This is a genomic window from Streptomyces cyslabdanicus (genome assembly GCF_052663305.1).
On the sequence record NZ_JBQRUW010000003.1, the window covers coordinates 47,750 to 60,115 of the forward strand.

A 12,366-nucleotide genomic window follows, 5' to 3' on the forward strand; every position below is an offset into this window, starting at 1 on the left:
GTGGTGAGGGTTGGCTCGCCGGACGCGTAGCTTTGTCGGCAACACGCGTCTGTAGGAGCAGTCTTGGCACGGAAGATCGGCAGCCGGTACACCGCGAACCAGATCCTGGGGCGGGGCAGCGCCGGCACGGTGTGGCTCGGCGAAGGACCCGACGGCCCCGTCGCCGTCAAGCTGCTGCGCGAGGACCTCGCGTCCGACCAGGAACTCGTGGGCCGCTTCGTACAGGAGCGGACGGCGCTGCTGGGTCTGGAGCACCCGAACGTGGTCTCCGTCCGGGACCTGGTGGTCGACGGCAACGACCTGGCCCTCGTCATGGACCTGGTCCGCGGTACGGACCTGCGCACCCGGCTGGAGCGGGAGCGGCGGCTGGCGCCCGAGGCGGCCGTGGCGATCGTGGCCGACGTGGCGGACGGGCTCGCCGCGGCGCACGCGGCCGGGGTCGTGCACCGGGACGTCAAGCCGGAGAACGTGCTGCTGGACATGGAGGGGCCGCTGGGCCCCGGCGGTGCGCATCCGGCGCTGCTGACCGACTTCGGTGTGGCCAAACTCATCGACTCGCCGAAGCGGACCCGGGCGACGAAGATCATCGGTACGCCGGACTATCTCGCGCCGGAGATCGTGGAGGGGCTGCCCCCGCGGGCCGCCGTGGACATCTACGCGCTGGCCACGGTCCTGTACGAGCTGCTGGCGGGCTTCACCCCGTTCGGCGGCGGACATCCGGGCGCGGTGCTGCGCCGGCACGTCACGGAGACGGTGGCGCCGCTGCCGGGCATCCCGGACGAGCTGTGGCGGCTGATCGTGCAGTGCCTGGCCAAGGCACCGGCGTCGCGGCTGCGGGCCTCGGAGCTGGGAGCCCGGCTCAGAGAGCTCCAGCCGATGCTCGTGGGGATGCCGCCGCTGGATGTGGACGAGCCGGGTGCGGAGCCGGAGCAGGAGCCGGAACCGGGGGAGTCGTTGTCCGGCCGGGCAGCGGAATCGGCCGGGGCCGGGTCTGAGGTCGGGGCCGGGGAGCGGGTACGGCGACGGGGAGCGGTCCCGTTGGTGCCCGGGGCGAGGCCGGACTCCAACCGGGACACGCACACGTCGATGCGGGTGCCGGCGCCGGACGAGCTGGCGGGGGGCGCGCGGGGGACGGCGCGGGTGCCGCGGGCGGTCGGGGCGCCGCGGCCCGGTTCGGCCGCGCGTCATCGCGCCGCCGCGCGGCGGCGCAGGGTGACGTTGGGGATCGCGGGAGTGGTGGTCGCCGGCGTGCTCGGGGCGGGGGTGTGGTGGGCGTCGTCGGGGGATGGGGCGGACGGGACGTCGGGGGTGCCGGGGCAGTCGGCGTCTCCGTGATTCCCCCGGCTTCCCACCGGCCTCAGTGGTCGTGGCGATAGCAGCGGTCATGACGCCCGTCGTGGCCGTCACGGTGGTGCCCGTGGTTCTTGATCGTGGTGGTGTCGTGGGCGGTGTGGGTGGTGGTGTCACCGCCTCCAGTGACGGTAGCGGTGTTGGTGACCCGTGCACGGGCGTTGCAGGAGACGTCGACCTTCACGGTGACGGGCGGGTAGCGGTGTCCGGCCGGCAGGACGTCGCGGCGTGTACAGGTGAGGGTGGCCGGAACGCAGTGCCAACCCCCGCCGGTGATCCTGTCGGCCCGAAGACCTGCGGGGAGGATGTCGTGGACGGTGACCGTGGTGCCATGGGTCGGGCCGGCCGCGGGGGCGTTACCCACAGTGATGGTGTACACGCCGTCCTCGCCCCGGGTGAAGGTGCCCGCGTGACTCTTGGTGATGGTCAGGGAGGGTCGCCTGACGGGGAGGACCGTGAAGGTGAGGCCGGTACTGCCGGTGCTGTCGGCGCTGTCGGTGCCGCCGGGGTCAGTGGTGGCGGTGCCACTGGGTTCGGTGAGGCCCGTGGTGGTGGTGCCGATCACCGGCACCGGCTCGTCGTCGACCTGGGCGACGTAGGCGCGCTGAACCGTGCCGGTCCAGGCTGTGGCCAGGACGGTCGCCAGGACGGCCAGCCTGGCCGTCATGACCGTCCCCGTCCTGCGGGCCCGCACCCTCAGCCGCAATCGAGACATGCCGCCCCCACCTCCCGTGTCGCGGCTTGCTCCGGCCCGCCCTCTCCCCTGCCTGAACATCGACATCTCCGCTTCCAAACCGTCGATAACAAGCCGTAGTCACTCATCGTGACAAGAAGATCACTTTACGCTTTCGCGAGGGGGTTCGCGCATACGACACGACGGTCATGGCCGGCGCCGGAGGAACCGGGAGAGCAGAAGGCACAGACCGGTGAGGACGAGGGCTGAGAGCCCGGCGACCACAGGGGTGGGGAAGTGCCCTTGCCGGGCGGTCGACGCGGCGACCGCTCCGGCGCTACCGGGAGTCGCCGGGAAGGTGATGACGGCGCGCGTGGTGTGCTCGACCAGGCCGCTTCTGAGCGTGAACGCCACGGTCCACGGGCCGTCCGGCAGCCGTGCGTCCAGCGGGACGACCGCCTCCGCGAGGTCGCCCGGAGCCAGTGTGGTGCCCGTCTTGGCCGAGAACGGTCCGGCGCGCAGTCCGCCCGGCCCGTCGGAGAGGGAGAGTGCCCCCCTGATGTCCAGGGCACGGCCCCCCGTGTTGTGGATCCGGGCGCGAACCTCCCCCCGCCCGTCGCGGGCTCGGGTCGGATGGAGCCGCTCGATCCTGAAGTCCGAGGGTGGCTCACCGCCGGGACCGACGTCGATGTACATGCGGACGCCCACCCGGGCCAGCATCGTCATGTTGTGCGAGCGGTCCGCGGGGGCGCCCGTCTGCGCCCAGATGACGCCGTACCGCTCCCCGGCGGCGGCGTCCCTGGGCACCCGGATGGTGGCGCGCACCCGCGCCTTTCCGGAGGCCGCCAGCTCAAGGCCCGCCCTGTCGAGTGACGTCCAGCCGGTCAGCTCGTTGGGAGTGCGCCCCGGCGCGAAGGTGAACCCACCCTTCGCGATGGTGGCCGCCGCGGCGTAGACGTTGACGTGCATCGGTGTGGACGACTCGTTGGTGACCTCCACCCGCCGCTCGATGGTCGAGCCGGGCGCGACGTGGTCGACGATGTAGGTGTGCGCCCTGGGATCGGCACGGCGGCTTTCCGGAGCGTCGAGCAGCTTGATACCGATGGTCCTGCCCGCAGCCGGGTCCTGGGGGGCGGGCGCCCCGGGCGCCCCGTGCCCCGCCGCCGGCGTCACCCCGGCCGCCTGCACGAAGGCCAGCACCAGCAGGAGGACCCAGTACCGGCGCGCCCTCTTCGTTCTGTCAGGCAACGGACTGGGTCAGCGTTCCGGTGTAGAGCCCGCTGATGGCGCCGGGGGGCACGTTGACGGTGACTGTCGGGTTCCAGGTCGCGGTGTTGTCTCCGACACCTTCGGTCCCGGTGACTACCGTCTGTTCGGAGTTGCTCAGCGTCACGTCCGTTGTGGTGATGGTGATGACACCGGTCGTCGTCACCGTCCCGGCCGCATAGGCAGCGCTGGTGGCGGGAATCGTCGACGTACCGCTCGTGAAGTCCGTCTCCGTCGCGGTCACCACCCAGGAGGCCGAGGCGAGGGCGCGGTTGTCGCTGACGGTCACGGGACCGATCGGCGCGCTGATCTCGGTGCCGGGCGCTCCCGAGCCGAGGTCGGCGCTGGCCGGTACCGACAGCGTCAATGCGCCGGAGGTGACGGCGAACGTGACTGTGGTGCTGGGGTCGTCCGCCGCGACGGCGAGGCCCTGCTGGGCCAGGACGAGAGCAGCGGTTGCGGCTGCGACAGACAGGCTTCGTGCGCGCACGGTAACTCCCGAAGTAGCCGCCCGCCAGCGGACAACCTGGCTGACAGCGGACATGCTGGCTGACGTGACGCAGACAATCGGGCGCGGCCTGTTCACACAAGCCGACGCGCACCGCACTCCGCCACACGAATGACCACATTTCAGCCGCAGCGAAACCCACCCGCCTCGCCGGCACCCTCAGATCGCCTGGTCGCGATGACGAAGGACAGCAGCGAACGGCGTCGCAGACCGACCCGCGACCAGCTCGACGTGATCCTCGACGCCCCGGCCGCGCGCCCTCGCGGTCGTCGAAGCCGCCGTCACCACCGTGCGCGGCGGCGCCGGCCCTATGAGTGAGCGGGTGCGACCGGCGTGTGGGGGCCCAGTGGGCGGGGCGCCCGGTACCTGGTGGGGCGTGAGGGGGCGGTGTGCCTCGGGAGGGCAGGGGAGTGCGGCGTTTGTCGGTTGGCGGAGCCGTTACGCTGGTTGCGTGGCAGTCGTCGATGTATCCGAAGAGCTGAAGTCCCTCTCCTCGACCATGGAGTCGATCGAGGCCGTTCTGGACCTCGACAAGTTGAGGGCAGACATCGCCGTGCTCGAGGAGCAGGCGGCCGCGCCCTCGCTGTGGGACAACCCGGACGAGGCGCAGAAGATCACCAGCCGCCTCTCCCACCTCCAGGCGGAGGTCAGGAAGGCGGAGGCCCTGCGCGGCAGGATCGACGATCTCGACGTGCTCTTCGAGCTCGCCGAGGCCGAGGACGACCCGGACACCCGCGCCGAGGCCGAGGCCGAGCTGGCCGACGTCAAGAAGGCGCTGGACGAGATGGAGGTCCGGACGCTGCTCTCCGGGGAGTACGACTCCCGCGAGGCGCTCGTGAACATCCGGGCCGAGGCCGGCGGCGTCGACGCCGCCGACTTCGCCGAGCGGCTTCAGCGCATGTACCTGCGCTGGGCCGAGCAGCACGGCTACAAGACCGAGATCTACGAGACGTCGTACGCCGAAGAGGCCGGCATCAAGTCGACCACCTTCGCCGTGCAGGTCCCCTACGCCTACGGCACCCTCTCCGTCGAGCAGGGCACCCACCGCCTGGTGCGCATCTCCCCCTTCGACAACCAGGGGCGCCGCCAGACCTCCTTCGCCGGTGTCGAGATCCTGCCCGTCGTCGAGCAGTCCGACCACGTCGACATCGACGAGTCCGAACTGCGTATCGACGTCTACCGGTCCTCCGGACCCGGCGGCCAGGGCGTGAACACCACCGACTCCGCGGTGCGCATCACCCACATCCCCACCGGCATCGTCGTCTCCTGCCAGAACGAGCGCTCGCAGATCCAGAACAAGGCCACGGCCATGAACGTCCTCCAGGCCAAGCTGCTCGAGCGGCGCCGCCAGGAGGAGCAGGCCAAGATGGACGCCCTCAAGGGCGACGGCGGCAACTCCTGGGGCAACCAGATGCGTTCCTACGTCCTGCACCCGTACCAGATGGTCAAGGACCTGCGCACCGAGCACGAGGTCGGCAACCCCGAGGCCGTGTTCAACGGTGAGATCGACGGGTTCCTGGAGGCCGGTATTCGCTGGCGCAAGCAGCAGGACCAGGGCAAGTAGCAGCCCGGGAAACCAGCAGCCGACTCTTTGTCGACAAGGCAACTACCGCTCCTGCAGCGGTAGTTGCCTTTTCTGTTGGGCGATGTCCGGGTTTTACGTCACACTCACAGACTCCAACCATGTGCAAACAAGGCACAGTTGGACATCACGCCCGCAACGACCTTGACGGTCCCCTGAAAAGCGGGAAGGGTAAAACGTGGCATGCGCATTTCTGGGGCGCATGTGAACCGGGGGGATCTGCAACTGCGCCAACGACCCCCGTTGATCACGGCCCCACGCGCCGCTCGAAGACGATTCAGCTACTGGGGGTAGCAACCATATGACGAAGAAGACGCGGGTTCGTGTCGCGCGTATCGCGGCCGGCGCCGTGATCGCAGCCGGCGCCTCGCTGACCGCCGCGGGCGCGGCCTCGGCCCTCGACCTCGGTGTCAACGCCGGCATCGGCGGCACCGGCATCAAGGCGAACGTGTCGCTGGCCGGCGACGATGACAACGGTAACCAGGGCGGCGACGAGGGCGGCGACGACAACGGCGACCCCTGCGACATCGGTGCCGGCCCGGACTGCCCCGACCCGGGCAACCCCGGTGGCGGAGACGACAACGGCGACCCCGGTGACGGTGGCAGCACTCCGGGCGACCCCGGTGACGGTGGCAGCACTCCGGGCGACCCGGGCGACGGTGGCAGCACCCCGGGCGACCCGGGCGACGGTGGCAGCACCCCGGGCAACCCCGGTGGCGGCGGCAGCACTCCGGGCAACCCGGGCGGCGGCAACTCGGGCAACCCGGGCGGCGGCGACCACTCGGGCAACACCGGCGGTAACGGTGGCGGCAACGCCGGCAACAACGGCGGTGGCAACAGTGGCACCACCCCCAACGGTGGCAACAACACCGTCCCGCAGGAGGAGGGCTCCTCGGCCCTGACCGAGACCGGCGCGGACAGCAACCCGTCCGCGCAGGGCAACGGCAAGGAGCTCGCCGAGACCGGTGCCGCGGAGACCACGTTCCTGCTGATCGGCGCCGCCACGATGATCGCCGGCGGTATCGGTTTCCGGTTCCTGCCGCGTCTGATGGAGGGCCGCGGCGGCGCCGCTGCCTGAGCGTGGCGACCGGTACACGCACGGTACGCGGCGTCCAGTGCGCGGCGTACGGGTGAGTGAATGACCAGGGGGCCCGGAGCGGCAAGCTCCGGGCCCCCTGCGTGTCGTCCGCGTAGTCCTCGGGGGCGCCCTACACCGTCTGGTGGGCCAGCAGCGCCAGCGCGCCGATCAGCACCACCAGCAGCGCGATCAGCGCCAGCGGGTTCAGGCCCGCGAAGAAGTTCTCCTGCTGAAGGCGCTCGCGGTTCGCACGGCACACGGGGCACCGGCCCTCGCTCACGGGCGCCGCACAGTTCGCGCACACCAGCCGGTCGTACGTCATGCGCTCGCCCTCCTTGCACCGGTTCTACTCAGTCAACGCCCACGCGCGCGCGAACGTTCCCTTCCCACCATGCCAGGTTCGCCTGAACGGCGCGCGGGTCGCTCCGCAAGCGTGGGTTCCGTATCAACTCCGCGAGAATATGCCCCGTACAAAAACACACAACCCCTACGCAAACCCAACCGGCGACTGCGCGCCCCTACCCGGTTCGCGTATGGTCACGCTCATCTACCCCCGGCGATCCGTGGTGCATCCGTGATCCGATTCGACAATGTCTCCAAGGTCTACCCCAAGCAGACCCATCCGGCCCTCAGGGATGTCTCCCTGGAGGTGGAGAAGGGCGAGTTCGTGTTCCTTGTGGGCTCCTCCGGCTCCGGAAAGTCCACCTTCCTGCGGCTGATCCTCCGCGAGGAGCGGTGCAGCCACGGTCAGGTGCACGTCCTGGGCAAGGACCTCGCACGCGTCTCCAACTGGAAGGTCCCGCAGATCCGCCGCCAGTTGGGCACGGTCTTCCAGGACTTCCGCCTCCTGCCCAACAAGACGGTCGCCGAGAACGTCGCCTTCGCCCAGGAGGTCATCGGCAAGTCCAAGGGCGAGATCCGCAAGTCCGTGCCGCAGGTGCTCGACCTCGTCGGGCTCGGTGGCAAGGAGGACCGCAGGCCCGGCGAGCTGTCCGGTGGTGAGCAGCAGCGCGTCGCCATCGCGCGCGCCTTCGTCAACCGGCCCAAGCTGCTCATCTGCGACGAGCCCACCGGCAACCTCGACCCGCAGACCTCCGTCGGCATCATGAAGCTGCTCGACCGCATCAACCGGACGGGCACCACCGTGGTGATGGCGACCCACGACCAGAACATCGTGGACCAGATGCGCAAGCGCGTCATCGAGCTGGAGAAGGGCCGCCTCGTCCGCGACCAGGCGCGCGGCGTCTACGGCTACCAGCACTGACCAGTCCACGACGGAAAGGCTTGACCAGACGCCATGCGCGCCCAGTTCGTCCTGTCGGAGATCGGTGTCGGTCTTCGTCGCAACCTGACGATGACCTTCGCCGTCATCGTCTCCGTCGCCTTGTCGCTCGCCCTGTTCGGCGGGTCGCTCCTGATGAGCGACCAGGTCAATCAGATGAAGGGCTACTGGTACGACAAGGTCAACGTCTCGATCTACCTCTGCAACAAGAGCAACGCGCAGAGCGACCCCAACTGCGCCAAGGGCGCGGTCACCGAGGACCAGAAGAAGACGATCACCGCCGACCTGAACAAGATGTCGGTGGTGCAGAAGGTCACCTACGAGTCCCAGGACGAGGCGTACAAGCACTACAAGGAGCAGTTCGGCGACACGCCGCTGGCCAGCACCATCACGCCGGACCAGATGCAGGAGTCGTACCGGATCAAGCTGAAGAACCCGGAGCAGTACAAGGTCATCGCGAGCGCCTTCAACGGGCGTGACGGGGTGCAGTCCGTGCAGGACCAGAAGGGCATCCTGGACAACCTCTTCGGGCTGCTGAACGGCATGAACTGGGCCGCGCGCGCGGTGATGTCGCTGATGCTGGTCGTCGCGCTGATGCTGATCGTCAACACCGTGCGCGTCTCGGCGTTCAGCCGCAGGCGTGAGACCGGGATCATGCGCCTGGTGGGCGCCTCCGGCTTCTACATCCAGGCGCCGTTCATCATGGAGGCGGCGGTCGCCGGCGTGATCGGAGGCGGAGTCGCCTGCGGATTCCTGGTGACCGCGCGGTACTTCATCATCGACCACGGTCTCGCCCTGTCGCAGAAACTGAATCTGATCAGCTTCATCGGCTGGGACGCGGTGCTGACGAAGCTGCCGCTCATCCTCGCGACAAGTGTGCTGATGCCGGCGTTGGCCGCGTTCTTCGCGCTGCGCAAGTACCTGAAGGTGTGACGCACGCCAAAGAGGTCGTACGGTCGAGCAACCGTGCGACCTCGGGGCGTTGTCCTAGACTCACCGCCATGTCAGGCCGTGACCTGTTTCGTCAGCCCCGCCGCGGTCGCGCCGGGGCTGCCCTGACATTGGTCTTCGCGAGCGTGCTGGTGGCGGGCGCCGCGACGGGCTCCCTGCCCGGCCACGACGACCTCAAGTCCCAGGAGGACGAGGCCCGTTCGGTGCAGCCGGTGGGCCGGTCCGAGGAAGTGACCCGGGCGGCGGCCGAGGCCGTGGCCGACGGCGAGTCCCCCCTGCAGGCCGCCGAACGCGCCGTCAGCCGCAGCGGTGACCGCTGGGGCGCCGTCTACTCCCGGGGCGAGTACGAGGAGTTCCAGGAGGCCCTGGACGGCCAGTACACCGGCGTCGGACTGTCGGCGCGGCGTCGGCGGGACGGCCGGGTCGAGGTGGCGAAGGTCCGGGCGGGCTCGCCCGCGGCGGCCGCCGGTATCCGCCCGGGCGACCGGCTGCGCAGCGTCGACGGCGAGCGGACCGACGGGCTGCCGGTCACCGACGTGGTCGCGCTGCTGCGGGGCGACGCCGACGACGCGCCCGCCGGCACCACCGTCGCCCTGGGCCTGCAACGCGGCCGGCGCGTGTGGACGCAGTCGCTGCGCCGGGCCCGCCTGTCGACGGACCCGGTCACGGTACAGCGGTCGGCGGACGGTGTGACCGTCGTCAGGATCGCGGCGTTCTCGAAGGGCGTGGGCGAGGAGGTCCGCACCGCCGTACGCCGGTCCCCGGCCGCCGGTGGGATGGTCCTCGACCTGCGCGGCAACTCCGGCGGTCTGGTCGCCGAGGCCGTCACCACCGCCTCCGTCTTCCTCGACGGCGGCCTGGTCGCCACCTACGACGTCGACGGCGACCAGCGCGCCCTGCATGCCGGCTCCGGCGGCGACACCACCCGGCCCCTGGTCGTGCTCGTCGACGGCGGCACGATGAGCGCGGCCGAACTGCTCACCGGCGCCCTCCAGGACCGCGGCCGCGCGGTGGTCGTGGGCTCCCGCACCTTCGGCAAGGGTTCGGTGCAGATGCCGAGCCTGCTGCCGGACGGCGCGGTCGCCGAGCTCACGGTCGGGCACTACCGCACCCCCGGCGGGCACGCCGTGGACGGCCACGGCATCACCCCGGACCTGGACGCCGGGCCGGACGCGCTGCGGCGCGCGCAGACGGTTCTGACCGGTCTGGGCGACTCGACCTGAGGCCGGTTTAATGCGCTTCCCACACACCGCCTCCGTAGTGCGAAAATGGACCGCACTATGGCTAAGGAAAAAGGGCGCAAGCTGATCGCGCAGAACAAGAAGGCGCGGCACGACTACCTCGTCATCGACACCTACGAGGCCGGTCTGGTGCTGATGGGGACCGAGGTGAAGTCGCTGCGTCAGGGGCGGGCGTCGCTGGTCGACGGGTTCGTGCAGCTCGACGGGCACGAGGCGTGGCTGCACAACGTGCACGTGCCCGAGTACAGCCAGGGCACCTGGACCAACCACAGCGCCCGCCGCAAGCGGAAGCTGCTGCTGCACCGCGAGGAGATCGACAAGCTGGAGTCGAAGTCCCAGGAGACGGGTCACACGATCGTGCCCCTCGCGCTGTACTTCAAGGACGGCCGGGCCAAGGTCGAGATCGCGCTGGCGAAGGGCAAGAAGGAGTACGACAAGCGGCAGACGCTCCGCGAGAAGCAGGACCGCCGCGAGACGGACCGCGCGGTGGCGGCGGCGCGGCGCAGGCAGCGGGCGTAGCGGCGGGTCCGGGACGCGGGGAATACGCTGGCACGGACCCGCGTTGGTCACGTACGATGACACCAGCACCGCGAGGCAGGTGCATCCCTCCTCGGAGGGGTTCTTGAGCTGGTTTTTAATTAAATACAGCAACATGGGGATGATCGGTTTCGACAGCGGCTGTCGAAGCAGGGGAAGCGTGTCGAGGAAGCGGCCATGATCTCGTAAACCACAGGCCGAAAAAATAATCGCCAACACCAAGCGCGATTCCTCCCAGCAGGCCTTCGCCCTCGCTGCCTGATCTCAGGTAGCAGAGCGAGCCTCCTACTAAAGGGAGTGTCAGCCCGGGGCTGTTCCCGACCCGGATCCTGGCATCAGCTAGGGGACTAAACCTTGATCCCGGTCACGGGGTGAAGAGGGAAACCAAACAGTGACTGAGCCCGTCGGAGACTTGTCCGCGTGATCTCCGGGGCTGAGAAAATCGAAGCGGACTGCACACGGAGAAGCCCTGATTCCGCACCGTTGGACGCGGGTTCGATTCCCGCCATCTCCACGATCGGGAGGCTCCCGAGCCTCCTTCACCCATGTGGGCAAGGCCCCGTCGCTTTCGAGCGGCGGGGCTTTTCTCGTCGTGCCCCGGCCGCCGCGCACGGTTCGCCGGGCGGGTCCGTCCGATCTGGCGGATAGTGAAGGAAGGACGACGTCCCTCGCCTCTTCGTACCTCAGGAGGCTCGATGCCCCCTTCACGGTCGCAGGTCGCGCTCATCGGGATCGCGTTGCTCGGCATCGCGCTCACCGCGTGCCAGGACACGGCGTCCGGTCACGTCGTGGGCCGCAACGGTGCCCGGGTCGTGGAGACCGTCACCAACCCGCCGATCGACGGATGCCACCGTTTCCCCGAGGGCGTGACCAACGTCGACAACCAGACGCAGAGCAACCTCGTCCTGTACACCACACAGGACTGCACCGTGCCGCCGGGCGGACAGAGCAACTACCTGGACATCGGAAACTCCGACCAGGCCGTCAAGGCCACCGGGCCCTGGCACAGCTTCTCCTTCGCCTCCGAGTGAAGCTCGAACCACACCGTCTTGCCGATGCCGCCGGGGCGGGGCTCGGCGCCCCAGTCGTCCGCCAGTGCCTCCACGAGGGCGAGGCTCCGGCCCGACTCCTCCTCCGGTGACGCCTCCCGGACCGTGGGCAGCGTGTCCTCGGCGTCCGCGACCGAGACGCGCAGGCGGCCCCCGTCACTCAGTACGCGGCGCGCCCGGATCTCGTCCACGTTCGTGATTCCAAACTCGGCGTCGAGGTTCCGTGCTTCGCGGTGGATGTCGACGCCTGGTCAGGTTTCCTCGGGTACACGGCCCGCTGAGCGCCCGCTGGCCGACGAGATCAGCAGGGCGATCGTCGCTGCCTGCGCAGGCGTCAGAGGAAGGTCACCTGCATGATGTGGAGCCGTTCATGCCGGGGGACGATCAGATAGTTGAAGAAGCCTCTCGAACACCGCCTGCCGAGCCTCCGCCTCGACGGTGGACAAGTCGTTCATGCCGGACCGGAAGTCGGGGTCGTCTTTGCTGTTCGTGCAGTGCACCGCGGTGAGCGCGGCGCGATAGCGGGCGGAGAGATCGGGACGCCGTTCGATCTCGACCTGGGCGTGCCAGTAGGTGAGCCAGTGCTGGAGGTGGCCGATTTTTCCGTCCGCGATGGCGGCTGCGACAGCCTGTTCCTTGTGCCGCTCCATGTCGCCGAGCCGGTGGGGGCGACACGGGCGAGCGCGATACGGACGGCCTCGGGGGTCCGCTCCGGCCGAGAAATCAGCTCGTGTCCGTGATCAGGCTGGATGGTCACGCGAGGCTCCTTCGGGGTGTGCTCCCTGCTGCCTACGGTACTGGTGGGGGCGGACGACGGTACCGTCGACGGCGCAATCCGTACGTATCGGG

The 12,366-nt window shown here is 69.6% G+C and carries 14 protein-coding genes and 1 other RNA gene; 9 read left to right on the forward strand and 6 right to left on the reverse strand.

What is annotated here, in order from left to right:
- The first annotated feature begins 63 nt into the window (after positions 1–63).
- On the forward strand, positions 64–1,335 hold the full coding sequence (locus tag ACTYVM_RS02380; RefSeq protein WP_445524284.1) for a serine/threonine-protein kinase: 1,272 nt from the start codon (positions 64–66) through the stop codon (positions 1,333–1,335).
- Between the two features lie 22 nt (positions 1,336–1,357).
- Here the strand turns inward: ACTYVM_RS02380 and ACTYVM_RS02385 are convergent, their stop codons facing one another.
- From ACTYVM_RS02385 to ACTYVM_RS02395, 3 genes are all read right to left on the reverse strand, one after another.
- Positions 1,358–2,017 carry a hypothetical protein gene (locus ACTYVM_RS02385; protein WP_445524285.1) on the reverse strand — a complete coding sequence of 220 codons (660 nt, stop codon included), beginning with the start codon at positions 2,015–2,017 and terminating at the stop codon, positions 1,358–1,360.
- A gap of 213 nt (positions 2,018–2,230) precedes the next feature.
- Complete coding sequence (locus tag ACTYVM_RS02390; RefSeq protein ID WP_445524286.1) at positions 2,231–3,271, reverse strand: COG1361 family protein; 1,041 nt, start codon at positions 3,269–3,271, stop codon at positions 2,231–2,233.
- Complete coding sequence (locus ACTYVM_RS02395) at positions 3,264–3,833, reverse strand: hypothetical protein (protein ID WP_445524287.1); 570 nt, start codon at positions 3,831–3,833, stop codon at positions 3,264–3,266. Before ACTYVM_RS02395 ends, ACTYVM_RS02390 begins: the two co-directional genes overlap by 8 nt.
- Before the next feature lie 415 nt (positions 3,834–4,248).
- Between ACTYVM_RS02395 and prfB the strand changes: the two genes are divergently transcribed.
- Both prfB and ACTYVM_RS02405 read left to right on the forward strand, forming a co-directional pair.
- Positions 4,249–5,361 carry a peptide chain release factor 2 gene (prfB, locus tag ACTYVM_RS02400; protein WP_445524288.1) on the forward strand — a complete coding sequence of 371 codons (1,113 nt, stop codon included), beginning with the start codon at positions 4,249–4,251 and terminating at the stop codon, positions 5,359–5,361.
- A 319-nt stretch (positions 5,362–5,680) separates the two neighbouring features.
- Positions 5,681–6,457, forward strand: a complete 777-nt coding sequence (locus ACTYVM_RS02405) for an LPXTG cell wall anchor domain-containing protein (RefSeq protein WP_445524289.1) — start codon at positions 5,681–5,683, stop codon at positions 6,455–6,457.
- 130 nt (positions 6,458–6,587) lie between these two features.
- Here the strand turns inward: ACTYVM_RS02405 and ACTYVM_RS02410 are convergent, their stop codons facing one another.
- Entirely contained in the window at positions 6,588–6,779 is a 192-nt protein-coding gene (locus tag ACTYVM_RS02410; protein WP_445524290.1) for a hypothetical protein, read from the reverse strand.
- Positions 6,780–7,031: 252 nt separating this feature from the next.
- On the opposite strand from ACTYVM_RS02410, the gene ftsE reads away from it, so the two are divergent.
- The 6 genes from ftsE (at position 7,032) to ACTYVM_RS02440 (ending at position 11,499) form a co-directional block, all read left to right on the forward strand.
- The gene (ftsE, locus tag ACTYVM_RS02415; RefSeq protein WP_225078664.1) at positions 7,032–7,721 is read left to right on the forward strand and encodes a cell division ATP-binding protein FtsE; all 690 of its coding nucleotides are present in this window, start codon (positions 7,032–7,034) and stop codon (positions 7,719–7,721) included.
- A gap of 33 nt (positions 7,722–7,754) precedes the next feature.
- On the forward strand, positions 7,755–8,672 hold the full coding sequence (ftsX, locus tag ACTYVM_RS02420; protein WP_445524291.1) for a permease-like cell division protein FtsX: 918 nt from the start codon (positions 7,755–7,757) through the stop codon (positions 8,670–8,672).
- 68 nt (positions 8,673–8,740) lie between these two features.
- Positions 8,741–9,913 carry a S41 family peptidase gene (locus ACTYVM_RS02425; protein WP_445524292.1) on the forward strand — a complete coding sequence of 391 codons (1,173 nt, stop codon included), beginning with the start codon at positions 8,741–8,743 and terminating at the stop codon, positions 9,911–9,913.
- Between the two features lie 57 nt (positions 9,914–9,970).
- Positions 9,971–10,450, forward strand: coding sequence for an SsrA-binding protein SmpB (gene smpB, locus ACTYVM_RS02430; protein ID WP_445524293.1), 480 nt, complete (start codon positions 9,971–9,973; stop codon positions 10,448–10,450).
- A gap of 135 nt (positions 10,451–10,585) precedes the next feature.
- Positions 10,586–10,985: a transfer-messenger RNA gene (gene ssrA / locus ACTYVM_RS02435) on the forward strand.
- Positions 10,986–11,163: 178 nt separating this feature from the next.
- Complete coding sequence (locus tag ACTYVM_RS02440; protein WP_445524294.1) at positions 11,164–11,499, forward strand: hypothetical protein; 336 nt, start codon at positions 11,164–11,166, stop codon at positions 11,497–11,499.
- On the opposite strand, the gene ACTYVM_RS02445 is transcribed toward ACTYVM_RS02440, so the two are convergent.
- Positions 11,421–11,708, reverse strand: coding sequence for an ATP-binding protein (locus ACTYVM_RS02445; protein WP_445524295.1), 288 nt, complete (start codon positions 11,706–11,708; stop codon positions 11,421–11,423). The genes ACTYVM_RS02440 and ACTYVM_RS02445 overlap by 79 nt on opposite strands.
- A gap of 177 nt (positions 11,709–11,885) precedes the next feature.
- A complete protein-coding gene (locus tag ACTYVM_RS02450; RefSeq protein ID WP_445524296.1) occupies positions 11,886–12,167 on the reverse strand; it encodes a hypothetical protein in 282 nt (93 codons plus the stop codon).
- Between the last annotated feature and the right edge of the window lie 199 nt (positions 12,168–12,366).